Origin of the sequence: Flavobacterium piscis (assembly GCF_031457575.1) — a bacterium.
Lineage (GTDB): Bacteria > Bacteroidota > Bacteroidia > Flavobacteriales > Flavobacteriaceae > Flavobacterium > Flavobacterium piscis_A.
This window is the reverse complement of the sequence record NZ_JAVDWQ010000009.1, coordinates 136,957-163,745: the sequence shown is the minus strand read 5'-3', so window position 1 is coordinate 163,745 and position 26,789 is coordinate 136,957. Positions and strand designations below refer to the sequence as shown.

Sequence of the window (26,789 nt, the reverse complement as noted above, 5' to 3'; positions counted from 1 at the left end):
AAAGATATAGCGGAGAGCAGGAATCAGCTCCTAAAAAAAAATGCTGCAAAACCTAAGTCTCACAGCACTTTCGAACAAATCAATAATTAATTAAATGAGTACAGGTTATTCCTTTATAATATCACCTTCCTTAATTTCTTCGCTGGCGATTTTTACCAGTATGTCTTTGCGGTTCAAATCACCGAATATTTCAATTTTATCGTCAATTTCCCTTCCTTTTTTGACATCGATTCTTGTTGCTTTATGATTGACTACCTTAATTACAAAAGTCCCTTCGGCAGAATTCACCAATGCCGATTTCGGAATTACAAACGTGCTGTCTTTTGCGTTAAGCGGCAGTAAAACTTCGGCTACCATTCCGGGTAATAAATCTCCTTTTGTGTTGTGTACGTCCATTTCTACACGCTCAGAGCGCAGTTTCAAATCCAATGCCCCGGACATTCTCGTGATGGTTGCTTTAAAAGTTTCCGGCAATGATTTTACGTTAAAACTCATTTCATCTCCATTATGTAAATATCCCGTATACAATTCGGGAACGGAAACCGCCAAACGCAATTTGTTTTGCTGCTGAATCGTCAACAATGGCGAACTTGAAGCAGGACCCACAAAGGTTCCTAAATTCACGTTTCTGGATGCCACAACACCATCAAAAGGAGCACGGATTTCTAGATAACCTTTCATGATCGACACTTCTTTATGTGCTGCAACTGCTGCCTGATATTGTGCGTAATCCGAATTTTTCTTTCCGCTTGCCATTTCGAGATCGTTTTTAGAAATCGTTCCTTCGACCTTGCTCGTTTCGTACAAACGGTTGTAGGTGCTTTTGCTAGTGGCATGAATCGCTTCCATCGATCTTAATCTTGATTCGGCAGCAGCCAGCTGTGAACTGATTTCCGGTGCTTCTAAAACGATCAAAAGCTGTCCTTTAGTGACTTTCGAACCAATATCTACTTTTAATATTTTTACGAAACTGCTCACTTTTGCATATAAATCTACTTGCTGAAAACCGGTTAATTCGGCAGGCAAACGTAATTCAGTTGTCAGTTTTTCTTTTTGCAAAAGAAACGTTTCTGTTTTAGGTTCAATTTCGGTTGTAACAGTTTCTTCTTTTTTAGAATTACAACTGTTAAGGAAAAATAGTGCTGCAAAAAACAGCGTGGTCGATTGTATAATTTTATTTTGCATTTTTCGGATTTAATGATGAAATATAATGGATACTTTCTTCGTCTTCAGGATCTAAAGAAACAGATTGTGTGGTGGTATGTTCCTGTGCCCAGGCAAAAATCAATGGTAAGATCAGCAATACGGCAAAGGTCGAAAATAATAACCCGCCAATAACGGCTCTTCCTAATGGTGAAACCTGATCACCGCCTTCGCCATGACCAATCGCCATGGGTAACATTCCAGCAATCATCGCCACAGAAGTCATAATAATGGGACGAAGCCTTAAAGCTGCAGCTTCACGTGCTGATTCCAAGGCATTACCATTTATTTTTCGCAATTGCTCAGCATTGGTTATTAATAAAACGGCATTGGCAATCGAAACCCCAACCGACATAATAATTCCCATATACGATTGTAAATTTAGCGTTGAACCGGTAATAGTAAGCATTAATAACGCTCCTAAAACTACCGCAGGAACCGTTGTTAAAATGACCAAAGAAACTTTGAACGACTGAAAATTAGCGGCCAACATTAAGAAGATTACAAAGATGGCGACCAATAACCCAACTTGTAAACTGCTTAATGTTTCGCTTAATACTTTACTCATTCCAATAGGTTCAACGAATAGTCCGCGTGGTAACTTGCCCAATGAACTTATTGTTTTAGAAACGTCTTCTGTCGCCGTACCCAAATCGGTTTGGTGAATGTTTGCAGTAACCGTAATATAAGGCATCGCTCCTAAATTGTCATTTTCACCGCTAACAAAACCGGGTGTAATTTTAGCTACGTCACTCAAAACAGGACGCAACGAATTTTTCAATACCGGAATTTCTCCCATATCCGTTTTGCTTTTCATTTGATTCAAAGGAACCTGCACCTGCACCGAAACTGATAACCCCGTTTTTTCATCAATCCATGTATTTTTTTCGGTGTACCTTGAAGATGAGGTAGAGGCAATTAACGAACGTGAAATATCATTCATATCCACACCCAATTCGGCAGCACGGGTTCGGTCAATATCAATATTCATAGCCGGATAATGAATTGGCTGCCCAATTTGCACATCCCTGAAATAATCTATTTTCTTTAGTTTCCCGACAATTTGATTAGCGTAAGTTTCATTTCGTTTTTTGTCTTTTCCTGCAATTCGAATTTCAACAGGAGTAGGAGAGCCCTGACTCAATACTTTATCCGTCAATTCAATCGGTTCAAAAGTAACTTTTACATCAGGAAGGATTTTTTTGATTCTGGCCCTAAAATCATCTTTAAAGTCATCCATATCTACGTGATACTCTTTCAGGCTTACCTGAAAAACCGCTTCGTGCGATCCCGCCATAAACAAATAAATTGGGTTAATGGAGAACAAAGAAGGGTGCTGGCCTACATAAACAGAGGATATTCCGATGTGTTCATTACCTACCATTTTCTTCAATTCTTTTAATATCAGTATAGCTTCTTCTTCGGTACGTTCCAAACGTGTCCCGTCGGGAGCGCGCATTCGCAATTGAAACTGAGTTGAATTTACTTTAGGGAAAACATCTTTTCCAATGAAAGTAAGAAATAGCACAGCCAAAAGTGTAATTCCAATCAGATAAGTTAAACCAGCTGCTTTTTTGTATGGAAATAAACGATCGAGGGTTTTCATAAATCGGATTCGGAATTTTTCAAAATGACTTATTTTTCCATCATTATTAAAATCTTCTCGTTCCACCATTACTTTTTTCTGGCGGATTAAATCTTTTTCCGATTCAGGAGTTAATCCGCAGGCATTAAATTCTGCTTCATCATCTGTAATATTTAGTGTGTGTTCGTGTTTTGGATGCTCTTTCATCAGCCAGTTCGCCATTACAGGTACAAAAGTCTGAGAAAGTAAAAATGAAATTACCATCGAGAATCCAATGGCTAATGCCAATGGTAAAAACAAAGCCCCCGGAATTCCAACCATGGTAAAAGCGGGTGCAAAAACCGCCAAAATACAAAGCAGGATCAATAATTTAGGCAAAGCAATTTCCTGACAGGCATCCCAAATGGCGAGTGCCTTGGGTTTTCCCATATCAAGATGCTGATGAATATTTTCGATAGTTACCGTACTTTCATCTACTAAAATTCCAATCGCCAAAGCCAGTCCGCTCAACGACATTAAGTTGATGGTTTGCCCGAATAATTTCAGGAATAAAACGCCCGAAATAATCGAAATCGGAATCGTTAAAATTACAATTAAAGCGGCACGTCTGTCCCCAAGGAAAAGTAAAACCATTAATCCTGTCAGAACTGCTCCAATAATTCCTTCGGTAATCAAACTTTTAACCGAATTGATAACATAAACCGACTGGTCAAATTCATAAGATAATTGTACGTCTTCAGGAAGTGTACTCTGAATTTTAGGCAATTCCGATTTTAATTTCTGAACAACATCCCAGGTCGAAGCATCTCCCGCTTTGGCTATACTGATATAAACCGAGCGTTTTCCATTAACCAAAGCATAGCCTTGCGTAATATCGGCACCGTCTTTTACACTCGCTACATCGCCTAAAGTCAGGTTTTGAACACTTCCTTTAAATAACGGAATCTTCTCGAAATCCTTAATATCCTTAATCGTATTATTGGTTGGCGTAATGTAATTTTTATCGCCAATTCGAACATTTCCGGAAGGAGCGGTTTGGTTGTTCACACGAATCGCTTCCACAATTTGATCGGGTGTCATATTGTGCGAACGCAATAAATCAGGATCTACGTTAATCTCTACCGTTCTTGGGCTTCCGCCAAAAGGAGCCGGTGATAATAAACCGGGAATAGAAGTAAACGAGGCACGAACATAAACATTCGCTAAATCCTGTAATTCATTGTTAGAACGTATTTTACTGCTTAAAACCAATTGTCCGATTGGCAATGACGAAGCATCAAAACGAATGATAAACGGCGGTTGTGTTCCCGGAGGAAAAACGGCCTGAATTCTATTGGACAAAGCACTCAATTCGGCAGCTGCCTGAGCCATATTCGTGTTTTCATAGTAGGTTAATTTCATAATCATTAACCCCTGGATATTCTTGGTTTCTACCGATTTTACGCCATTGGCAAAAGGCAGGATATTGACATAATTCTTGGCAAAATAAGCCTCCATCTGATCAGGGGTATACCCTCCAAAAGGATGCGCAATATAGATTACCGGCAAATTCATTTTCGGAAGAATATCAACCTTGATGTCCTTGATAGCGCCAATTCCGAAGAAAAATAAACCTGCCACCAATACCAATATGGAGATGGGTTTGCGAAGTGCAAAACGTATTAAATTCATCTGGTTTTAATTAAAATTCATTTATAAATAAGTCAAAATTGCCCGTTGCTGCCGCTTTCAGCAAAAAAGACTGCCATACATTATTGTTGACAATATCACGATCGATTTCGGCGCGGTTCAACGTGTAAATCGTTTGGGTCAAATCTGTCAGGTCGGTTAAGCCGTTTTTGTATAAAGTCGATTTCTGGAGATACGCTCTTTCTGCTGCATCAACCTGAATGGGCGCTTCGGCAAAATTCTCCAAAGTGATTTTGATTTTATCTTCGGCAAAATTCAGTTGCGATTTCAATTCCCTGTCCGCCTGATTATATTCTTCCCGCAAAGCTTGCGAAACAAATTTCTGAGCGCTTACTTGTTTGCTCATTCTAAACGGAGTTGTCAGATTCCAGCTGATTCCAATTCCAACCAAATAATTAGATCGGTCCGGATTTACGCCATCCCGGTAATTTCTGGTAAAAGCAGTCTGATCTGTCGCATACGATGAATCAAATCCAGACGCCCTGGTTTGCAAAACACCAAAAGCAGTCATCGTTGGATAATAAAAACGCTTATACAATGTGACTTGCTGATTGCTGTACTCAATTTTTGTTTTATAAAATTGAAGCAGGGGATGCAAACTGTCAGTAGTTTTTTCAGCCAGTAAAAGTGCTTTCGGAATGTCATTTACAAACAGCGTGTCAGTCATAAAATCCTGAGGTGCAACGCCCATCAAATCAACTAATTTGTTGTTTTGTTCTTTGACGAAATTCTTCGCCAGGTTCAATGCAATTTTTGCCTTAGAAACTTCGGCAGTAGCCAGTGTAGAATCGACTCCGGCTAATAATCCATTTTTTACACGAACAACGGCAGTTCTTTTAAAAACCTCGGCACGGCTTAAATTTTTTTGTTGTGAAATCAGTAATCTTTGGCTTGCCAATAAATTAAGATAAGCAGCAGAAATTTTGATTTGCTGTTGAAATTGTTCCTGTTTCAAATCATTTTCACGGCTTTGCACATCAATTTTTGCCAGATTAATTTTCTTCTGGATTTTTCCGAAAGTAAAAAAATCCCAGTTCATATTGATTAAATACAATGCCCCAAAAGCTGAATTCCAGTTTTGTTCCGGAAGCGGCAATCCAGATGAAGCAACCCCAAGGCCTCCAAAACCGTAAAGTGGGCCATTTTGCCCGTTGACAGTTCCATAATCCTGCTGTGCTGACAAATTAAGATTAGGTAAATAATCGCGTTTGGATTGTTTGAGAGTCTCCCGCGAAGCATTATTGTAGCTGTTTTTTGCTTTGATGAAACCATAGTTTTCCAATCCTGTTTTTACAGCTTCTTTTAAAGACAGGGTTTGTGAAAAACCAAAGCGGGCAAAAATCAGGAAGAATAATAAAGTAATTTTTTTAAAATACATAAAACTCAAAGTATGAAATTATGTACCAAAATTATTGCTCCTGAGTCGATATAAGCTTTCTTAAATGATGTACTGCAATGATAAATGACCAATTGAATTTGTCATTTATTGGGAATGAAAATTAAAAAATTGTGGTTAATTTGTACACTATTTAAGTAGTAAAATGAATAAAAAAAGGGACAACATATTGGATAACAAATGGTGGCAGGAAATTGCTGTTGTTGCCTTTTCATTTACGATCTACACCCTGAAAAATGACTGGATGTTATTTAGTTCTTTTATTTCCATTTTGATGGGTGTTTTTTTCTACTTTATATTGTATTTGCATGCTCAGTTCAATCGTTTCTTTCTATTGCCAATATTGTTTAAACAGCAAAGACCATTAACCTATATTTTTTTGACGCTTATTGCAGTATTGCTATTTTCGATTGCTTTATATCAAATTACGACTTTAGATCTGTTTGCGAAATGTTATTTGTATCAAAACTCGCATCAACGGAGTTATGTCTATCAATTGGCGAGCGTTTTGGGGACATTGGTTTGTATTTTGAGTCCGATAATTGTTTTCAAATTCTATCGGATCCATAAAAAACAAACAGACGAGACTTTGTTGTTCAGCCAAATGCAGTTGAATTCACTGAAAGGGCAATTGAATCCTCATTTTTTATTCAATACGTTTAATACACTTTACGGAATCAGTTTAGAATTTCCGGAAAGAACGCCTGATTTGATTATGAAAGTATCAAAGTTAATGCGTTATCAATTGGAAAGCAACAGGAAACAATGCGTTTCATTAGAAGAGGAACTGGAATTTATAAACAGTTATGTGCAACTCGAAAAAGAGAGGGTTGGTTATCGATGTGATATTACGTATGATTGTAAAATTGACAATGAAAACGCCTATAAAGTGTCGCCAATGCTATTGATTGCTTTTATCGAAAATGCTTTCAAACACGGAACTTGCGCTATAGAAAAATGTTACGTTCGTATTTTTATTACGGTAGAAAATGGTTTGTTGCATTTGCACGTCGTCAATTCTATTCCGAAGAAAACCGATGTTGTTTCGACAAAAATTGGCTTAAAAAATACCATAGAACGTTTGAATCTGATTTACGGTAAAGAATATAAATTGGATATCAAAGATGATAAGAATACCTATATAGTAGATTTGAAACTGCAACTGAAAAAGTTCGTGTAATGAAAGAATCTAAAAAATGTATTATTGTGGATGATGAGCCGGCAGCACATTATGTTTTGGCGAATTACATCAAACAAAATCCGCAGTTAGAACTTGTTTTTCAAGGCTATAATGGTATTGAAGCAATGGATTATCTGCGTGAAAATAAAGTTGATCTGATGTTTTTGGATATCAATATGCCGGAAATATCAGGAATGGAGCTATTGAAAATTATCCCAACACATCCAAAAACGATTCTAACAACCGCTTATTCAGAATTTGCATTGGAAAGTTATGATTATGGTGTGATAGATTATTTACTAAAACCTATTTATTTCCCCAGGTTTTTAAAGGCAATTGAACGTTTTTTCTCCACCGAAATCATAAAACCGGAACCCGAAGAAGTTATTCCGGATACTATAAGCCTAAAAATTGATGGGTATTTGATTGATATAGAATTAAATCAGCTTTTGTATGCACAGAGTTTTGGTAATTATGTGAAACTGCATACCATAAAAAGAACCTATCTGGCCTCTGTTACCACAATTGAATTGGAAAAATGCCTGCCTGAAAAAAACTTTATGCGTATTCATAAATCGTATATCGTTGCTTTGGATAAAATTGAAGAGAGCGATAAAGATTTTGTGCTGATAAAAAAAGAAAAACTTCCTATTGGAATTACTTACAGAAGAGAACTGACTGACCATCTGAAGAATAAAAATAATGTATAAGAGTTCAGAAATAAGTGCTTACTAATTCAATTTATTTCAAAAAAGAAGCCTGCTAAGATTCATTTCCTGCAGGCTTTTTTGATTCTGGTTTTATTTACGATTTGAAACGGCAAACTTTTGTTTCCAGACGGTGAGATTTACACCCTTAAAAATCAGCCATAGACTAAGTGCTAATTCTGCAATAACGCGGGGCATTAATAATAGGATACTGGAAAGTTGTGGAGCCAGAATCAATGTGAAACTATTTGCCAAATAACATAATCCGGCGATTGACATCAGAACTCCAAATACTTTTGGAAAATAACCTGATTTGTAAAGTAAATAACCTTCGATTAGGCATACAAACCCAAAAAAGATTAATCCGGCACCAAACCCAAAGTTATGCAGTTTGATGGAAAGATAGGATAATGTATGCAGTTGATCCGGACTAAAGGATTTTAAATATTCAGCATCTCCCAGAAAAAATAAAGCAGCTAACAAGTTTAATTTGTTGGCAACTAAAACGGCAGTTTGTATCAAATTAAAAGACAAGTTAAGCAGGGCAAGTTTTTTGTTAACAGGTCTAAGCAGGAAATAAAGTATGACCATTACCGGAAGATCACAAACCTGCATAATCAAATCGGCGGTAATACCAATTTTCCATAAAAAATCCGAATGAATAATATTATTTGCTGTAGCTGTTGCATCTCCGGAAACAACTAATTTATTCCGGACAAAAGTTTCAGCAAAGAAACCTGCAATTATAATAATCAAATACAGTAGCCCGGCTATTCTGGCATAGAGCTGTGGTGAAGTTTCAAAATTCTTAAGGTTAAGTTTCATGTAGGTTGGTTTAGCTATTTTGTTAAGACGTCTAAAACGGCAAATTGTTACCTGAATTTTAAAATTTTAAAAACAATAAACCCGACAGACTTAAAAATCTGCCGGGTTCAATTTATAAAAGGAAAGATTATAAATTTATTCCGCCTGAAACTTCAATACGCTGTGCATTTACCCAGCGTGCATCCTCAGTACATAAAAAAGCAACTACTCCGCCTATATCATCAGGTAAACCAACTCTTCCCAAAGCAGTCAATGAAGCTATGTTTTTATTTAATTGCTCATTATCACGAACAACACCACCACCAAAATCAGTTTCGATTGCACCGGGAGCCACTACATTGGCTTTGATTTTTCTTTCTCCTAATTCTTTTGCCTGATATTTTGTAAGTGTTTCAATAGCGCCTTTCATAGAAGCATAGGCTGAATATCCGGGAAATGAAAATCTTGCCAAACCTGTAGAGATATTAATGATTCCTCCGCCATCATTCATTATATTCAATGCTTTTTGAGTTAAGAAAAAAGGACCTTTAAGATGAATATTAGTCAATTGGTCAAACTCTTCTTCAGTTGTTCCGATGAACGAATTATGAATTCCGATGCCGGCGTTGTTAACCAGAAAATCAAATTTATCAGTTTTAAATGTATTTTTTAAAGCCGATGAAACTCCTTCAAAAAAAGAATCAAACGTACTGGAATCCGCTACATTCAATTGGATAGATGCAGCTTTCTGACCTAAAGCTTCAATTTCTTGTACGATATTATCAGCCTCGTCTTTTTTACTGTTGTAGGTAATGATCACGTCAATTCCTTTTTTTGCAATCGCAATTGCCATATTTTTCCCCAAACCTCTGCTTCCGCCTGTTACCAGGGCGATTTTTGTATTTACTTCCATCTTAAATTTTGTTTTAAATTGATAAGACAAAGATAGGAGTAGGGCAGTTTGGGAGAATTGTAAATATCAAACCGAAGTTTGCGAAATTCAAATCCAAAATTAATTCCGGAAAGCCAATGGGGTAAAGGAGGTTTGTTTTTTAAAGAAATTGGAAAAATGCGCCAATTCTTCAAAACCTAAAGAATAGGCAATCTCAGAGATATTCCAGTCGGTTTGTTTTAAAAGGATTTTAGCTTCATTTGTTAATCTGCAGGAGATTAATTCGGTTGTTGTTTTTCCGGTATTTTCTTTTAAAACTTTGTTTAAATGATTGACATGAACTGATAATCTTTCAGCGAAATCTTTGGCCGTTCTGAGTTCTAATCGCTGATTTGGCGAGTTAATAGGGAATTGTCTTTCTAATAATTCTGCAAATAAAGAAGAGACTCTGGCAGCCGAATTATGTTTGGAATATAATGCCGTGACAGGCTGTAGTTTTTGCCCAAAGTGAATAAGTTCCGATACAAAGTTCCGAATCAAATCATATTTATAAATATAATCTGAGTTGATTTCTTTTTGTATTTTGTTGAAAATCAACTCCACTTCAATAACTTCATCATCAGTAAGCTGAAAAATCGGATAACCGTCAGAAGCAAAAATAGGAAGCCCGTCCAAATCAATTCCACTCTTGTTTTTGGATAAAAAATCACTGGTAAAAACACAAAACTGCCCAGATTGATTAGTGTTTTGAGGAATATAATTGTACGGGATTTTTGGCGTAGCAAATAAAAGCCCCTGCTTTTCAATTTCTATAATTTTATCAGCATATTCGGCTCTGTTTTTACCTTTAATCAAACTTATTTTGTAGTAGGCTCTTCGGTCATAAGGCATTGCAGGTTTGTCTTTCATTTTTTTTAAAAGTTCTTTAATATCGAATACATTAAAATGGCCAATTTCTTTTTTAATGCCATTGGGTAATAAAGAACCCGGCTCTATTGATGAACCTTCGGTAATATCCTGATAAAAGGAGTCTAATGATTTCATAAGTATGAATTGTAAAATTCAAATATACAAAATCAAATCAGAGTTTCAGGATTCGGGGTTTCTAAGTTTCAGGGTCACTAATTTGGCTTTCATCCGCAGCTCAGGTTTCACGTTTCAGGTGTTTGCGTTTTTTGTACGCAGATTTATGCAGATTTTTATTTATCATTTTTTTCTCATTTTCAACGAAAGGAGAAATTACTGGAAACTCCGTAAAGACAATCGCCAATCTTTGTCGAGTTACGAGTGAGATTTCTCCCAAAAGGCGAAGATGATATACTTAATAGTGATAAAATGATAAAAAACTTTGCGGCCTTGGGTTTATGCTAAAAATAAATATAAATATTTTTGAAAAAATGAGCCTGATAAAAAAGACTGCTGTTAAAACAAACTTCCCTGAACAAACTCCGGCTGGGCATTTCCATTAAACGAAAAAGTACCAATTATAAAAAACTGCTTTTTAGTAGGATCAAGTTCCCTTAAAACAATTTCTTTACAGGAAAAACTAATAGCAATTGTTGTAAATAGCTGCGATGCTATTTTAAGGTTTTCAGGGGTTAATTTTCGACCAATAGACAAATGTGGATCGTCACTTTTTTTAAGATTTAAAGGTTTCAAAGACTGTTGTGTTTTTTTTAGAACAGGCTTTAAATTGATTTTGGAATCTTCATCAGGGGCAATAAAGAAAGCACCACTGTTTTCATAAGATCCAAAATGGTCTAAATAAACCTGAAATGGCGTAAAAGTATCACAGATTTTATAAAGCTTTTGTTTGAACTTGTCAATTTGTGATTCATCAATCGTGAATTCACAAATCGTAATATGCGCCACAGAATTGCAGCTGTTATACCAATCTATTTTGCTTTTTAAAAAATCCTTCATTATTTTGACAGAATCAATAACATCCTGCGAAGGATAAATGGCAACTGAATATTTTTTTTCCATTTTAAAGCTTTCCTTTTTTATGCAAACGATCGTATATTTCAGATTGGAGCAATCCGCTTCCACCACCAAAATGTTCTATAACTTCTGTATCTGGCTGTGCTTCTAAACAAAATGCAGTAAATTCTTTTTCCACAGTATTTTCAATTCCGGAACTCAACAAAACAAAATCCAGCTTGTTTTCCAGAAAGTAATCCTGAGCCAGTTTTTCATCATTAAAAGCAACAGCATTCCAATTTTCTTTAGCATTCACTAGTCGGAGTAAAATTTCAAGTATCGGCTGATTTTTACCCAATAATAAAAATTCGTATTTTTTCATGAAAGTGATATTTACAATACAAAAATAGTTTATAAAATACAGATGCAGCTTAATCCAGATTAAGATAATTACTATTCGATTGAGATAAAAAAATAATGTTTTGAGTTAATTAATTGCTTATAAATGTAGGAAATTTGATTAGCAAACAAAATCAATTAATCAACTAAAATAACAAAATTATGTTACGTTGGACAGTCATTTTCATAATTCTTGCCATTGTGGCCGGGATTTTCGGTTTCGGAGGTATTGCCTCCGGAGCAGCAAGTATAGCTAAAATTTTATTCTTTATATTTATAATATTATTCATATTATCCCTTATTAGCGGAAGAAGAAAAATTTAGAAAACATAAAAGTAAACGAACTAAACGACACATATATCCAGGTAGATGTGTCGTTTAATATTTTAAATCAATATGGATTATGGGAACTAAGAGCGGTACATATCAGGATACATATATTAGAAGGAATGATGAATTTGTAAGTTTAAAAGAAGATGTGACAGATTTTTGTGAAAAATATATTAAACCAATACATCCTGATAATTGGGACTGGTCAGTACGTGATTTTGAAAATCCTGAAAACGAACCTACTGTTGCTGAAGCCAGGGCTATCGCAAATGTTGTTTTTAGGGATTTGAACGAAAAAACCAATACAGAAGTCGATCTTTCGACAATGAATAATGTGGAAGTTATTAAGGCTTATTTAAATCCGGAAAGCAAATATGAAGAGTTTAACATGGAGGAGTTTGCTTTTGCCTTAAAAGTCGAATTGGAGCATGGAAAAATTAAGGATGTAAATGTGACCAATAATCATCCGTTTTTAACAGCTATGATTGCATTGTCCCACATGACCGAAACCCTCACTTATTATAAAAGATTAAAAATCATGGAAGCGGAAGGGGAAATCTATGAAATTATGCGTAAAATTGAGCTTTCAACTTCAGGAAAAGAAGAATTGTATGAGGAATTAATAAAAGCAAATGAGGAGTTAAAAGAAGCAAAAGAAGGGCTTGCTGAGCGTTTGGATAAAATGGATGATTTTCCACCATTAGAAAAAATAGGGGACTAGAAAAAAAATAAAAACCGTTTAATTTAACGGTTTTATTGGTCTCAGATATAGATTACAACTATATACTTTAGTGCATTTGCTTTAGCTTCTAAAAAATTATTAGCCACAAATTACACAAATTAAGTGCTAATTCGTGTAATTTGTGGCTAATAAATAGTGTTACAATCTTGCAGATTTTCAGCCTGCCAAACAAATCTATGGGCTGAAAGCCTATAAGTGGTTTAGGTTTTTTTAAATTTTATTTTTAACAGCTTCTTCTATCAACAATTTTTTTCCAATCGTCCTTGTAATAATATCTTTCTCCAGACTCCAGCCTCTTGCGGGCGAATATTCACGTCCGTACCAAATAATCTGCAAGTGCAAATCATTCCATAATTCCTTCGGAAACAGCCTTTTCGCATCTTTTTCTGTCTGAACCACATTTTTTCCGTTAGAGAGGTTCCATCTGTACATCAATCTATGAATATGGGTGTCAACAGGAAATGCAGGAACTCCAAATGCTTGCGACATAACAACACTAGCGGTTTTATGCCCAACAGCTGGTAAAGCTTCAAGAGCCTCAAAACTCTGCGGAACTTTTCCATCATGTTTGTCAATCAGAATGTGCGATAAACCATGAATTCCTTTCGATTTCATCGGTGATAACCCACATGGCCGAATAATTTCCTTGATTTCTTCTACTGACATTTTAATCATATCATAAGGATTATCAGCTTTTGCAAAAAGCAACGGTGTAATCTGGTTCACACGAACGTCCGTACACTGTGCCGAAAGTAAAACAGCTATTAATAAAGTATATGGGTCTTGGTGATCAAGTGGTATAGGTATAGTAGGGTAGAGTTCTTTTAACGTATTTATAACAAATGCAACGCGGGCTTCTTTATTCATTTCCGTATTTTTAATGCTGCAAAAATAGTATAATTTTAATGATGTGCCTAATCCGGTTTTCCGTTGCAACTCCTCATTATGGCAGTAGGATTTTTAAGCATTCGCAAGAGCTTCTTCCGCCGGTCGCTTGACCAATGCAAAAAATACAGACTGCTACAACTCCGGGGTTTTCACTGCAAACATTTATGTTCATCCAACACTGATTAAAATAAATATTAAGTGAGATTATCTGGGGCATTTGGGTTGTAAGATGCGAGTTTTCAGTCTCCGTTGCAGTTTTCAGCATTAAGCTTTGCGGACTTTGCGTTTTCTATAGACAATAAAATATAAACTTTGCAAACTCTTTTTGGTTGAATTTTTACAGCATTTTTAAGCATTTTTTAATATTTCCAAAATCTAAAACCCATATTCTAAAATAAAAAATAAAAAATAAAAAATATGACAACACTACAAAAAGGGGATAAAGCTCCCAATTTCTCGGGAACAGATCAAGACGGAAAAACACATAAACTGGCAGATTATGCCGGAAAAAAATTAGTGGTTTTCTTTTATCCAAAAGCCAGTACGCCTGGCTGTACTGCAGAGGCCTGTGATTTAAGGGATAATTTTGAACGTTTCAAAGCTAATAATTATGAGCTTTTAGGTGTAAGCGCAGATAGTGCAAAAGCACAGTTAAAATTCAAAGACAAATACGAATTTCCTTTTCCACTACTGGCTGATGAAGATAAATCAGTCATTAACGCATTTGGTGTTTGGGGACCAAAGAAATTCATGGGAAAAGAATACGACGGAATTCACAGAACAACTTTTGTAATAGATGAAAATGGAATAATTGATGAGGTTATTTCCCAGGTTAAAACAAAGGAACACGCAGCACAAATTTTGAAATAATGCAGTATTCTAAAATGTTATTAAGTAAAAATGCCCTTTCAAAAAGGGCATTTTGTGTTAAAAAGATTAATTTAATCTTTTTGGGTAATTCGTATTTTTTTTAAATAGCTCACTTATGTGTTTTTAAAAGGTCTTATTCTAAAACCAAACCAATTTGCCCGTCATCGTCCAATTCAGTTTCAACAGCTTCATCTTCTGGTGATTCTGTTTTTTCGGGAATTTCCTCGATCGGTTCTTCGTAAGGTAAAGGTTCCAGCAAATTCACTTGTTTTAATTTATCTGTTGTCAGTTGATTTCCTAACGCTTTGAAGCCTTTTATAGCAATAAAGTCTTCTATATCAATATGTAGGTCTTCTTTTTGAACTCCTTTTACTTTTGCAAAAACCAATTGTGCGACCGGGCGATAATCTGTTGATACAATTTCAAGTTGTGAATTGGGATGTTCAGTAATAAAACTTTCTTCTTTATTTTCGCTTTCAATCAGGAATCGTTTTACATAATAACGTTCTTTTTCTCCATCAAAATAAATAGCTGAAATAGGTTTCTTAGGGTTCCATTTTTCCAGAACAATCATATCTTCATCAAAATGAGTAGACAATTCCGGAATAATTACCTTCAATTTACCACTTTGATTAATGATTAAGATTTTATCACTTGGTTTAAACTCGCCCAGTAATTCACCTCTGGCATCTACATTTAAACGTTTCACCGTATCATCAAACCAAACTTTTCTTGGTAATAAGGTCGAAATTCCTTTCTCTTTTAATTCGATTTTCTTGATTGGATATTTTGTAACCAGATTTCCTTTTGAAGCACGTCCTTTAATAGCTAAATTGGCAAAATCAATGTCAAATTTCAGTTTTTTGATAGTTCCAATCTGACGTAATAAAATGGTAATAACTTCGGCCTCCCCGTTTGGATTATGCGAAAAATAAACGACCTGAGAACCTGCTTTTTCATTCGTCAAATCATACGCTTTATCTCGCGTTATACCGGTAACATTGAAACGCTTGATATACGATGGCCCTGATTTTCCGTCACGATAAATCATATTGTAAATCGTACGCTTATCACTCTTATCAAAAATAGCAATATGAATAATGTCTTTACCAATGAAAGTTTTGGCATCTACTTTGGTAATCATCATTTTACCATCTCTTAGAAATACAATTACATCATCAATATCAGAACAATCAGTAACATATTCGTCTTTTTTGAGGCTGGTACCAACAAAACCTTCTTCCCGGTTTACATATAGTTTTGTATTTCTTAAAACTACTTTTGTAGCTTCGACATTATCAAAAACGCGAAGTTCTGTCTGGCGTTCACGGCCTTTTCCGTATTTCTCTTTTAATTTGGTGAAATAAGCAATTGCAAAATCTGTCAAATTTGCTAAGTTATGCTCAACTTCCTTCATTTCGTCTTCCAGCTTAGCAATAAAATCATCTGCTTTATCAGAGTCAAAACGGGTAATACGAATCATCGGAATCTGAGTCAGTCGCTGTAAATCATCATCATTAATTTCTCTGACAAATGATTTTTTGAAAGGCGCAAACCGATCATACATATATTTGTAAAGCGCTTCTCTGTCCGAATATAATTTGAAATCAATATACATTTCTTCACGAATGAAGATTTTCTCTAAAGTAGAAAAATGCCATTTGTTTTTTAATTCTTCTAATTGAATTTCTAATTCCTGTTTAAGCAAATCAACGGTTCTGTGCGTTGAAATTTTCAACATTTCAGAAACACCAATAAACAACGGTTTGTTATCTTCAATAACACAACCTAAAGGAGCAACAGATGTTTCGCAGGCTGTAAAAGCAAATAATGCATCAATGGTTTTGTCCGGGGAAACGCCCGGGAAAAGATGAATTAAAATCTCAACATCGGCGGCTGTATTGTCTTCAATTTTCTTGATTTTGATTTTACCTTTATCGTTGGCTTTCAAAATACTGTCAATCAAAGTTGTTGTATTAGTAGAAAACGGAATCTGCGTAATCACCAATGTGTTTTTGTCTAATTGCGCAATTTTTGCACGTACACGTACGCGTCCGCCACGAAGTCCGTCATTATAATTCGATACATCGGCAATACCCTGCGTCATAAAATCAGGATATAGTGTAAAGGCTTTTCCTTTTAAAATTTTAATAGAAGCATCGATTAATTCATTGAAGTTATGAGGAAGAACTTTTGTTGAAAGTCCAACTGCAATTCCCTCAGCTCCTTGTGCCAAAAGCAACGGAAACTTTACCGGAAGGTTGTTGGGTTCTGCACGACGACCATCATACGAAACGCCCCAATCGGTGATTTTTGGAGAATACAAAACCTCCAGAGCAAATTTAGATAAACGTGCCTCAATGTATCGCGAAGCTGCAGCACCGTCACCGGTTAAGATATTTCCCCAGTTTCCCTGGCAGTCGATCAATAAATCCTTCTGACCAATTTGTACCATTGCATCTCCAATACTGGCATCTCCGTGTGGGTGATACTGCATCGTGTGACCAACAACATTGGCAACCTTATTATAACGGCCGTCATCCAGCTCTTTTAAAGAGTGCATGATACGACGCTGAACGGGTTTAAAACCATCTTCGATAGCCGGAACTGCACGCTCCAGAATTACATAGGAAGCATAATCCAGAAACCAGTCCTTGTACATTCCCGTTACTTTCGTGATAACGTCTTCGCCTTCTTCTTCCTGATTTTCGTAAAAATGCTGTCCTTCAAAATGTTTTGCATCTACGTCGATAATTTCTTCTGAATCATCTCCTTCCTGATTTTCGTCAAGCGGATTTTCATCTGAATTATTTTCGTCGTTGTCTGGAATTATGTTATCGTCTTCTTCGTCTTTCATTTATTTTGATTCCGATATTATTTATTTAATCTTTTCAATTGTTTCCTTGTTTTGCTGCTTTTTATATTTTTTAATGAGCGTATAAGTCAAAGCAAAACTTACAATAAATACAACTGCGGCATACATCAATTTTTTCTTGTCCATTTTTTATATTTCTTCAACAGCATCCAATTCCACTTTCAAATTCTTGATAATAAACTCTTGTCTGTCCGGTGTATTTTTTCCCATATAGAAAGACAATAATTGTTCAATCGAAGTGTTTTTATCCATCATAATCGGGTCAAGTCGAATTGTTTCTCCAATAAAATTTTTAAACTCATCCGGTGAAATTTCTCCTAAACCTTTAAATCGGGTGATTTCCGGTTTTGGTTTTAATTTTTCGATAGCCTCTCTTCTTTCTTCTTCAGAATAACAATAGATAGTTTCTTTTTTATTTCGAACCCTGAAAAGTGGTGTCTGTAAAATATACAAATGTCCTTCTTTAATTAATTCCGGGAAAAATTGCAGGAAAAAAGTAATCAGTAACAAACGAATATGCATTCCGTCGACATCGGCGTCGGTTGCGATTACGATGTTGTTGTAACGCAGTTTTTCCAATCCGTCTTCGATATCTAAAGCGGCTTGCAATAAATTGAATTCTTCATTTTCATACACAATTTTTTTACTCATTCCGTACGAATTCAAAGGCTTACCACGTAAACTGAAAACTGCCTGTGTATTTACATCACGGGACTTTGTAATCGATCCGGAAGCCGAATCCCCCTCGGTAATAAAAAGAGTGCTTTCTAAATTTCGTGGATTTTTTGTATCCGGAAGATGTGCTCGGCAGTCTCTTAATTTTTTATTGTGAAGATTGGCTTTCTTGGCACGATCTGTAGCCAGTTTTCTAATTCCTGATAACTCTTTTCTTTCGCGTTCCGCCTGTAGAATTTTCCGTAATAAAGCTTCTGCCGTTGGCGTATTTTTATGTAAATAATTATCCAGTTTGTTTTTCACAAAGTCATTTACAAAAGTACGAACAGATACTGCCGGCGTTCCGTCATCAGACCCCATATCTGTTGAACCCAATTTGGTTTTCGTCTGAGATTCAAAAACAGGCTCCATTACCTTAATACTAATGGCACTCACGATGGATTTTCGAACATCTGATGCTTCGAAATTCTTGTTGTAAAATTCACGAATAGTTTTTACAATCGCTTCTCTGTAAGCCGCTAAGTGTGTTCCGCCTTGTGTGGTATTCTGACCGTTGACAAAAGAGTGATATTCTTCGCTGTATTGTGTTTTACTGTGTGTTAAAGCGATTTCAATATCATGATCCTTCAAATGGATAATGGGATATTCTAAGTCATCTTCACTAATGGTTTCTTCTAATAAATCGCGAAGACCATTCTCTGAAATGTATTTTTCGCCATTGAAAATAATCGTTAAACCATTGTTTAGGTAACAATAATTCTTAACCATTTTAATGACGTATTCCATACGGAATTTGTAATTTTTAAAGATAGATTCATCCGGCGTAAAAGTTACTTTTGTTCCTTTTCGCTTTGTTGTTTCAATTATATCTTCTTCTAAAACCAGATTTCCTGCAGAAAATTCAGCCCCCTTTTGTTTATCGTCACGAACCGATTCTACACGAAAATAATTCGACAAAGCATTAACCGCTTTTGTTCCGACACCATTCAAACCAACCGATTTCTGGAAAGCTTTAGAATCGTACTTTCCCCCTGTATTCATTTTTGAAACTACATCAACGACTTTTCCTAACGGAATTCCGCGTCCGTAATCACGAACCGAAACCGTTTTGTCCTTGATGGTTACTTCAATAGTTTTTCCGGATCCCATTACAAACTCATCGATACAGTTGTCCAATACTTCTTTTAGAAGAATATAAATACCATCATCCGGCGAAGATCCATCACCTAATTTTCCAATATACATCCCCGGACGCATACGGATATGTTCTTTCCAATCGAGTGATCGGATATTATCTTCGGTATATTGATTTTGCTCTGGCATAAATGACTTGGATTTTTGGCTAATGTACCATTTCTCAATAAAAAATGAAAGCGTATTTTTTTAAAGTTATCAATAAAAAACAGGTTTAAACCTATTTAATTTGATTTTAAAAAAATACGGCCGTTAAAAATATAAAAAATCCGCTATCAAACAAAAAAAGACTATTTGATTCCCAGAACTTGTTTCGACAAAGCGATCATTTCGGGCGTTCCCGTATTCTTGTTTTTTTCGTCAGAAAGTTTTACCACCCCTTGCCAATAGGTGTGTTCAGGTTTAGTTTCGGTTAATTTTATAACCATGTTCATAGATGGCAAACCAACATCATTGGTAAAATTGGTTCCTATGCCAAAAGACATTTTGATTTTATCTTTACAAAAATCGGCAATGATTTTCACCTTATCAAAATTCAAAGAATCGGAAAAAACAATCACCTTTGATTTTGGATCAATTCCCATTTTGTTATAATGTGTAATTACTTTTTGGGCAAAATTAACGGGGTCACCACTATCATGCCGTACACCATCAAAAAGTTTAGAGTATTTTTTATCAAATTGACTAAAAAATATGTCTGTAGTATAAGTGTCTGTCAGGGCAATTCCCAGATCTCCTCCGTAAACTTGTGTCCAGTGTTCTAAACTGATTAAATTAGCCATTTTAAAACCGTATTGTGCCGCATGAAACATAAACCATTCGTGTGCATGAGTACCAAGGGGGCGCTTATTATTGAGCATTGCAAAATGGACATTACTGGTTCCGATGAAACTCTCTTTCCCAAAGGTTCGTAATGTCTCATTTACTAAATTATGTACATCGTAAGAATGACGGCGTCTTGTACCGAATTCCAAAACAGAAACTCCGAGGTTATTATAGTTCTCAATTTTAGATTTTGTGTGGCTTTTTATGGCATCATCATTTAAACGTATTAAATGATTAGATTTATAAAAAAGTTCGGACAGCAAAGACATAAGCGGTACTTCCCACAAAATTGTGCGATACCAGAATCCCTCAATGATAACTTTTATTTCAGGACCTTCCTGAATAATTTGAACTTCAGAAGGATCGTAACTATAGCCTTGAAGAAAATCTAAATAAGTCGGGTCAAGATAAGGGCAATGTTTTGCCAGGTAATGCTTTTCGTCTTTTGTTAACTTCAAATTGGACATGGCATCAACAGACTCACGAAGCAAATTGGCAAAACCGGAAGGAAAAGCATGTTTTCCACGATTGATAAAGGCATAACGAACCTTCGCCTTTGGAAAAAGCTTTATTACGGCATGCTGCATCGTAAATTTATAGAAATCATTATCTAAAATGGATTTTAGAAAAATTGTTTCCATCTGTTTTGGAATTGTTTCTTAGAAGATCAATTAGTAGTATTGTTATGATATCCAATACATTGCTAATATACGGAGATTTAATAAGACTTAAAAATGGGAAGAAACTGTAATTATTTTGATTTTGAAATTATTTTAAAGGAAGCAATACTATTTGTATCTACGAAAATTGTAATATACTCGCCAATGTTTTTATCGTGAGCAATTTGAAATTCTAACCCACTGCGTTTTTCTTTTGGATTTTGAACTTTAACAGGCTGATTGTTTTTATTCAGGTAAAAAACCAAATCCGATTTTGAAACGTTTTTTATTTCAAAAGTGATTTTATCTCCATTATTGGCTACAATAATTCCAGATTCCGGCGATTTGATTCTATAATCTTGCTCAATAGTTTTATTGTAAATTAAAGGACCATTTAGAAAATCACTTTTATTTAATTTATTACCTAAATAAGAACCAGAATCAGGAAAATGTTTGGCGAAGAAATAATCAGGATCGGTATCGAAATAAATTGGCGTAAAATCGTTTACCATTCTGCCTTTGCTATAATCATAATAACCTTGTGCCCATGTAACATCAATCAGGCGCCATTTTTTATCAATTAGGACAATATTCCAGGCATGATTTGACGATGTGTTTTTTCGGCCGATATCTGTTAATCCAATTTTTGAATCCCCTTCAATTATTTCTGATTTTAATCCTGTCAGACCAGCTAAATGTTGATATAGAGCTGTAAAACCTTCACAAACCCCTTTTTTGGATTTGAAGGTTTTTTGAGTCAATTTATCATTCAGATCTTGTATTTTTCTTTGTTTTTCAGCTTCAGTAGAATAGGTGAAGCCCTGAACCTTTGTAGGTTTCAGGAAAAGAGCATAATCGTATTGTATATTTAATGCAATCCAGCTGTAAATAGCTCTTGCTTTGTTATAATCAGAGTCAAAATCTTTTTGAATTCTTTCTGCTAATTTTTCTGTTGAATTAAAATTTTTTGGGTATTTTAAAATAATATTATCAACTGCATTATACTTTTGCCCAAAAGCAGCATTTAGAACAATTACATTCAGTAAAACAAAAATGTAAGTAATTTTTTTTAATGTCATTGATTAGAAACTGGATTTGATTATGTCTTTCAGTTCTTTATCTAACACAATATTCGAGATTTTATTTTCTTCTAAATCGAAATTAGCATTGAAAGATGGTAACGAAAAAGTAGCTTTTATTTCAGTTCCAAATCTAGGAAAAGCATTTTTTGCTATTTCCAAAACCAAAGCACCACCTCTGGGTCCAGGTGAAGTTGCCATTAATAACATTGGTTTTTGATGGAAAACTTCTTTAGTTATTCTGGAACACCAATCGAATACATTTTTAAAGGCAACCGAATAATTTCCGTTATTTTCTGCTAATGAAACTACCAAAATATCGGCATTTTCTATTTTTTTTAAAAACGATTTTGCTTTTTCATGCTGGCCAATTTCTTTTTCAATGTCTACACTAAATAGGGGCATTTCGAAATCGTTAAGGTCTAAAACTTCAACTTGTGCATTTTCAAATAAACTAGCGGCATAGGAGGCTAAACGTTTATTGATAGATTGTTGGCTGTTACTACCGGCAAAGGCTATGATTTTCATATTTTTTATTTTTTTAAAGTAACTACTTGTCGGGTGAATTATTAAAAACGTCAGTTCGAGTGTTTTTTGTCCAGAGAAACAGAACAAAAAATGTATCGAGAACCTTTTTTAATGATAATTTTTCTGTTTTGATACAATTTTCTATTGAAAATCACTCGAACAGACGAAAAATTATCATCAAAAACTAATTACACCCAACGGGTTAAAAGTAATAAAAATTAAAAAAAGATTCTGCAAATAAATACAAAAAGTCCGAAAAGAGTAATTCTATTTTGGACTTTTTAATTTTTGAAAAGCATAATGTTTAGTTGTTTTCTAATTCTTTTTCAGGGTGATATCCAAAAAGGTGGTGTTCTTTTATGATTTCTGCAACTCCGGATGGAAGCATAGGTTCCCAACCGGTTTTTCCCTGACCAATCATTTTTAAAACCTCTCGGGAGAATACATTTAAAATTCCCGGATCGTAGTCTACAATATCAACTACTTTTCCGTTGAATTTAAAGAACTTATAGAGTTCTTTCATTCTAGGATGCACTTTTAAATTGTCAGAAGTGATAATTTCACCATTGTCACCCAGCATCGGATATAAAAATACTTTCATATCACGATAGAATAACTTACCAAAAGCTTCAAGGATTCCGCCACTTAAATGGCGATAGTATTTTTCATCAAAGATATCTACTAAATTATTTACTCCCATTGCCAATCCCATTCTGGCTTTGGTATAATTAGAAAAATATTCAACCACTTTATAATATTCCTGGAAGTTCGAAATCATTACAGTCTGACCTAAAGAGCAAAGTAATTCGGCCCTGTCCATAAAATCACGTTCATCAATTTCTCCATCAGAACGCAGATTGGAGAGTGTAATTTCAAAAACCACAAGGGTGTTTTCTTTTTCTACTTTATTTTCTTCAAGAAACATTTTTAAGGATTTCCTGTACATGTCTACGTTTACATTTGTAACCGGACGAAAACTTCCTCTAAAAGCAAGAAGATTTTTTTTGTATAAAACAGCAGCCGGTAAAACGTTTTTTCCATCAGGATTAAACATTACAGCGTCAGTCATACCATTTTTTACCAATTGTAAGCTCATCAATCGATTATCAACATCGGCAAAACGAGGTCCTGAAAAGTTAATAGTATCAATTTCGAGTTGATCCTTATCTAAGTGATCATATAAATAACGAAGTAATCGTTTAGGATCATTGTATTTGTAGAATGCCCCGTAAATTAAGTTAACACCTAAAATTCCCAGTGTTTCCTGTTGCAGTCGAGCATCTGTTTCTTTAAAACGAATATGTAGAATAATTTCGTTGTAAGCCTCATCAGGTTCAATCTGGTATCTGATTCCAACCCAGCCGTGACCTTTGAATTGTTTTGCAAAATCTATCGTGGCAACCGTATTGGCGTAACTGAAAAAAAGTTTATTTGGGTGTTTTTCCCTGCTTAAACGTTCTTCGATCAGTTCTCCTTCAAAGGTTAACATTTTCTTGAGTCGGTTCTCGGTTACGTATCGACCGTCGCCCTCAATTCCGTAAACAGCATCACTAAAATCTTTATCATAGGCAGACATGGCTTTTGCAATTGTTCCCGATGAACCTCCAGATCTGAAAAAATGCCTGACTGTTTCTTGTCCAGCTCCAATTTCAGCAAAAGTACCGTAAATATTCTCGTTTAAATTAATGCGTAGCGCTTTGTCTTTTATGGAAGGAATCTGAGCGATGACCTTGTCACCTTTGAGTTTTATTTCTGTACCCATTTTATTTTAAATAGATTTGTTACAAAGTTAGCAAATTAGGTTTCTAATGAAAGAGAAATAATCCCTATTTTTGTAAAAAAATCAAGTTCAATTGAAGGTCTATTTTTTAGGTACTGGTACTTCTCAAGGCATCCCAATTATAGGGATTGATCATCCTGTTTGCAAAAGCACTGATCTTAAAGACAAAAGGCTTCGCGTTTCTGTCTGGATAACATGGGAAGATCATTCTTATGTTATTGATTGTGGTCCTGATTTCAGACAACAAATGCTTTCCTGTGGCTGCAAACGCGTTGATGCAATTTTGTTTACACACGAACATGCCGATCACACCGCCGGGTTGGATGATATTCGACCGTTTAACTTCAGACAGGGTGAGATACCTGTCTATGCACATCAGCGTGTGATTGATAATCTCAAGCGCCGTTTTGATTATGTTTTTGAAACAGTTAATAAATATCCTGGTGCACCAAGTGTAAAAACCATCGAAGTAAGGAATAATAAACCTTTTGCGATTGGAAATAAAATAGCAATTCCGATTAACGTTATGCATGGTGACTTACAGGTTTTTGGGTACCGAATTGATGATTTTGCCTATTTAACCGATGTAAAAACCGTTGCTGCACCTGAAATTAAAAAATTAAAAAACCTGAAAGTTTTAGTTGTAAATGCTTTACGCGTTGAACCGCATGATACCCATTTTAATTTGCAGGAAGCCCTTGATTTTATAAATTTGATTCAGCCAGAAGTGGCTTACTTAACCCACATTAGCCATGTTTTAGGTTTTCATGAGGAGGTACAGCAAAAACTCCCTGAAAATGTTTTCCTTGCCTACGACAATTTAGAAATTACAATTTAATTATACCACAAAATGAAAAAATCCTTAATGCTTTACCTTTTTATCTTAGCAATATTAATGAATGTTTTTACTTATATGTTTTACAGCAAAGAAGTAAAGTTTGAGCAGGAAAGATATGATAAAACTGCTAAAAAGCTAAGGGACAGTATTAATTTGGTATCAGGCAAATTAGCCGAAGCTGATTATTTTTCTTTGGAAAATAATCAAAATGCACAAAATTATTTTGACAACAGTGCTTCTGGAGGAAAAGTAATTTTATATGAAAAATTGATTCCGGTTGTAACCGAAAAATTATTGGATTTAAATGCGAACCCAAATGGAAATCCTTACACAGGGCAGGACAAAATAGGCCCGAACAAATTCATCATCAACAAAGTAAAAGTCCTAAACCACAGATGGATCATTGCAGATTATAGCAATGGTGAAATTTGGGGAGAAGTTTTATTAAAGTATTTTGTAAACGGTGATGAGACGATTGATTTTGAAGTGAATCAGTCGTTATTGTATCAAAAATAAATGTTATGTTATCTCAGTCGCAGTTTTTAGTCTCAGTATGAACTGAAAACTGCGACCGAAAACGAAAACTACTCAAGCCAATTCTTAAAATCAAAGAAATTCTGAGGTGCAACTCCATGTCCAACAGGATATTCTTTATACGTAACCGGAATATTTAGCTTTTCTAAAATGGCAGGGGTTTTTCTTGCCCACTCAATTGGAATAACCTGATCTACTGTTCCGTGCGATGCAAATATTTTAAGGTTTTTGAAATCATTTTTCTCAAAACCTTCTGTGATGATTTCTTTATTAAAATATCCACTCATTGCGACAACCCGCTGAATTTTTTCAGGATATGAAAGGGCTACTGAATAGCTCAGGATAGATCCCTGGCTAAAACCTACCAAAGTTACATTGTTAGCGTCAATAGGATAACTGGCAACTAATTCATCTACAAATTTTGCAATTTTATCACGCGAGATTTTAGCTTGTTCGTTATCTGAAAATTTATTCTGGTCGGCGTCAAAATTAATGGCGTACCAGGCATAAGCGCCATATTGCAAATCATAAGGGGCTCTTGCCGAAATAATGTAATAATTGTCTGGAAGTTCAGTTGCAAACGAAAATAAATCAGCTTCGTTGCTGCCGTATCCGTGTAATAAAAGCAATACAGGATTTTTTTCTAAGATGACTTTGGGTTCTTGTATTTTATATTCTAAAGATAAGTTCATTTTTTAGTTGGATTATAATTTATAAAAAATCGGTTTTTATCCGCATTTTTGCTTAGCAAATCAGCGTCATCCGTGTTCAAAATTAATCCGCTGATAAAACAGATTCGCTAAGCAAAAACACGAATTTTAACGGATTTCTTTTTTTGGAATTTGAAATTTAATTTTTTGGAATTTATTATCCTATCGATTTAAACCACTTTTGGAAAAGTTCTCCCACTAATGGAATTGGCCTTGACTGCCCTTGGATAGCGCTGAAAATCCCATACGTCCATAAGACAGAAATACAAATCCACATAGGAAAAGTGATAAAAAAACTGTCGAAGTTACTGATAATAGCCCCAAAGGAAATAAAAGCCAGCGATAACCCCAGTGACTGACGAATATGAAAAGAAGCAAAACTATTTTTATTTTCAGAATTCATTGACATCGCAATTAATACTCCAATAATTAAAATATAACTGGTAATGGCAATTGATTTTCCTTCTTCGATTGAATTGTTCATTTT

The 26,789-nt window shown here is 35.1% G+C and carries 25 protein-coding genes; 7 read left to right on the top strand and 18 right to left on the bottom strand.

Translation table 11 applies throughout. The features are described 5' to 3' along the window. Positions 1-105: 105 nt before the first annotated feature. Genes J2W48_RS14255 through J2W48_RS14245 form a run of 3 tightly spaced genes read right to left on the bottom strand, consistent with a single transcriptional unit; the run spans position 106 to position 5,855 of the window. Complete coding sequence (locus J2W48_RS14255) at positions 106-1,185, bottom strand: efflux RND transporter periplasmic adaptor subunit (RefSeq protein ID WP_310282307.1); 1,080 nt, start codon at positions 1,183-1,185, stop codon at positions 106-108. Continuing rightward, the gene (locus J2W48_RS14250; protein WP_310282306.1) at positions 1,175-4,459 is read right to left on the bottom strand and encodes an efflux RND transporter permease subunit; all 3,285 of its coding nucleotides are present in this window, start codon (positions 4,457-4,459) and stop codon (positions 1,175-1,177) included. Before J2W48_RS14250 ends, J2W48_RS14255 begins: the two co-directional genes overlap by 11 nt. A gap of 10 nt (positions 4,460-4,469) precedes the next feature. Then, positions 4,470-5,855 (bottom strand): TolC family protein, encoded by a 1,386-nt coding sequence (locus J2W48_RS14245; RefSeq protein ID WP_310282305.1) that lies wholly within the window; start codon positions 5,853-5,855, stop codon positions 4,470-4,472. 163 nt (positions 5,856-6,018) lie between these two features. Between J2W48_RS14245 and J2W48_RS14240 the strand changes: the two genes are divergently transcribed. Then, on the top strand, positions 6,019-7,053 hold the full coding sequence (locus J2W48_RS14240; protein WP_310282304.1) for a sensor histidine kinase: 1,035 nt from the start codon (positions 6,019-6,021) through the stop codon (positions 7,051-7,053). Beyond that, positions 7,053-7,763, top strand: a complete 711-nt coding sequence (locus J2W48_RS14235; RefSeq protein WP_310282303.1) for a LytR/AlgR family response regulator transcription factor — start codon at positions 7,053-7,055, stop codon at positions 7,761-7,763. Before J2W48_RS14240 ends, J2W48_RS14235 begins: the two co-directional genes overlap by 1 nt. Before the next feature lie 90 nt (positions 7,764-7,853). On the opposite strand, the gene J2W48_RS14230 is transcribed toward J2W48_RS14235, so the two are convergent. The 5 genes from J2W48_RS14230 to J2W48_RS14210 form a co-directional block, all read right to left on the bottom strand. Continuing rightward, the gene (locus J2W48_RS14230; protein ID WP_310282302.1) at positions 7,854-8,585 is read right to left on the bottom strand and encodes a DUF4386 domain-containing protein; all 732 of its coding nucleotides are present in this window, start codon (positions 8,583-8,585) and stop codon (positions 7,854-7,856) included. A 127-nt stretch (positions 8,586-8,712) separates the two neighbouring features. Continuing rightward, entirely contained in the window at positions 8,713-9,477 is a 765-nt protein-coding gene (locus tag J2W48_RS14225; protein WP_310282301.1) for an SDR family oxidoreductase, read from the bottom strand. Positions 9,478-9,576: 99 nt separating this feature from the next. Further along, a complete protein-coding gene (locus J2W48_RS14220; protein WP_310282300.1) occupies positions 9,577-10,500 on the bottom strand; it encodes a helix-turn-helix domain-containing protein in 924 nt (307 codons plus the stop codon). A 378-nt stretch (positions 10,501-10,878) separates the two neighbouring features. Next, the gene (locus J2W48_RS14215) at positions 10,879-11,442 is read right to left on the bottom strand and encodes a 2'-5' RNA ligase family protein (protein ID WP_310282299.1); all 564 of its coding nucleotides are present in this window, start codon (positions 11,440-11,442) and stop codon (positions 10,879-10,881) included. Position 11,443: 1 nt separating this feature from the next. Continuing rightward, positions 11,444-11,758, bottom strand: coding sequence for a hypothetical protein (locus J2W48_RS14210; protein ID WP_310282298.1), 315 nt, complete (start codon positions 11,756-11,758; stop codon positions 11,444-11,446). Positions 11,759-11,937: 179 nt separating this feature from the next. On the opposite strand from J2W48_RS14210, the gene J2W48_RS14205 reads away from it, so the two are divergent. Continuing rightward, positions 11,938-12,099: a DUF1328 domain-containing protein gene (locus J2W48_RS14205; RefSeq protein WP_310282297.1), complete on the top strand. Its 162-nt coding sequence runs from the start codon at positions 11,938-11,940 to the stop codon at positions 12,097-12,099. Between the two features lie 79 nt (positions 12,100-12,178). After that, positions 12,179-12,826 (top strand): DUF5661 family protein, encoded by a 648-nt coding sequence (locus tag J2W48_RS14200; protein ID WP_310282296.1) that lies wholly within the window; start codon positions 12,179-12,181, stop codon positions 12,824-12,826. Between the two features lie 231 nt (positions 12,827-13,057). Here the strand turns inward: J2W48_RS14200 and J2W48_RS14195 are convergent, their stop codons facing one another. Further along, on the bottom strand, positions 13,058-13,714 hold the full coding sequence (locus tag J2W48_RS14195) for an endonuclease III domain-containing protein (protein ID WP_310282295.1): 657 nt from the start codon (positions 13,712-13,714) through the stop codon (positions 13,058-13,060). Between the two features lie 438 nt (positions 13,715-14,152). Between J2W48_RS14195 and bcp the strand changes: the two genes are divergently transcribed. Continuing rightward, on the top strand, positions 14,153-14,605 hold the full coding sequence (gene bcp, locus J2W48_RS14190) for a thioredoxin-dependent thiol peroxidase (protein ID WP_310282294.1): 453 nt from the start codon (positions 14,153-14,155) through the stop codon (positions 14,603-14,605). Positions 14,606-14,738: 133 nt separating this feature from the next. Here bcp and J2W48_RS14185 read toward each other — a convergent pair whose 3' ends face one another. From J2W48_RS14185 to J2W48_RS14155, 7 genes are all read right to left on the bottom strand, one after another. Continuing rightward, positions 14,739-17,462, bottom strand: a complete 2,724-nt coding sequence (locus J2W48_RS14185) for a DNA gyrase/topoisomerase IV subunit A (protein ID WP_310282293.1) — start codon at positions 17,460-17,462, stop codon at positions 14,739-14,741. A 21-nt stretch (positions 17,463-17,483) separates the two neighbouring features. Beyond that, positions 17,484-17,606 carry a hypothetical protein gene (locus J2W48_RS14180; RefSeq protein WP_310282292.1) on the bottom strand — a complete coding sequence of 41 codons (123 nt, stop codon included), beginning with the start codon at positions 17,604-17,606 and terminating at the stop codon, positions 17,484-17,486. Positions 17,607-17,609: 3 nt separating this feature from the next. Beyond that, positions 17,610-19,478: a DNA topoisomerase IV subunit B gene (locus tag J2W48_RS14175; RefSeq protein WP_310282291.1), complete on the bottom strand. Its 1,869-nt coding sequence runs from the start codon at positions 19,476-19,478 to the stop codon at positions 17,610-17,612. 161 nt (positions 19,479-19,639) lie between these two features. After that, positions 19,640-20,815, bottom strand: a complete 1,176-nt coding sequence (gene pncB, locus J2W48_RS14170; protein ID WP_310282290.1) for a nicotinate phosphoribosyltransferase — start codon at positions 20,813-20,815, stop codon at positions 19,640-19,642. A gap of 110 nt (positions 20,816-20,925) precedes the next feature. After that, complete coding sequence (locus J2W48_RS14165; RefSeq protein WP_310282289.1) at positions 20,926-21,912, bottom strand: transglutaminase domain-containing protein; 987 nt, start codon at positions 21,910-21,912, stop codon at positions 20,926-20,928. Between the two features lie 3 nt (positions 21,913-21,915). Next, positions 21,916-22,440 carry an NADPH-dependent FMN reductase gene (locus J2W48_RS14160; RefSeq protein WP_310282288.1) on the bottom strand — a complete coding sequence of 175 codons (525 nt, stop codon included), beginning with the start codon at positions 22,438-22,440 and terminating at the stop codon, positions 21,916-21,918. A 304-nt stretch (positions 22,441-22,744) separates the two neighbouring features. Further along, the gene (locus J2W48_RS14155) at positions 22,745-24,202 is read right to left on the bottom strand and encodes a TonB-dependent receptor (RefSeq protein ID WP_310282287.1); all 1,458 of its coding nucleotides are present in this window, start codon (positions 24,200-24,202) and stop codon (positions 22,745-22,747) included. 91 nt (positions 24,203-24,293) lie between these two features. Between J2W48_RS14155 and J2W48_RS14150 the strand changes: the two genes are divergently transcribed. Both J2W48_RS14150 and J2W48_RS14145 read left to right on the top strand, forming a co-directional pair. Further along, entirely contained in the window at positions 24,294-25,058 is a 765-nt protein-coding gene (locus J2W48_RS14150) for an MBL fold metallo-hydrolase (RefSeq protein ID WP_310282286.1), read from the top strand. A gap of 12 nt (positions 25,059-25,070) precedes the next feature. Next, positions 25,071-25,574 (top strand): hypothetical protein, encoded by a 504-nt coding sequence (locus J2W48_RS14145; protein ID WP_310282285.1) that lies wholly within the window; start codon positions 25,071-25,073, stop codon positions 25,572-25,574. A 68-nt stretch (positions 25,575-25,642) separates the two neighbouring features. Here the strand turns inward: J2W48_RS14145 and J2W48_RS14140 are convergent, their stop codons facing one another. Continuing rightward, complete coding sequence (locus J2W48_RS14140) at positions 25,643-26,284, bottom strand: alpha/beta hydrolase (RefSeq protein ID WP_310282284.1); 642 nt, start codon at positions 26,282-26,284, stop codon at positions 25,643-25,645. A gap of 175 nt (positions 26,285-26,459) precedes the next feature. Then, the gene (locus tag J2W48_RS14135) at positions 26,460-26,786 is read right to left on the bottom strand and encodes a hypothetical protein (RefSeq protein WP_310282283.1); all 327 of its coding nucleotides are present in this window, start codon (positions 26,784-26,786) and stop codon (positions 26,460-26,462) included. Positions 26,787-26,789 lie beyond the last annotated feature (3 nt).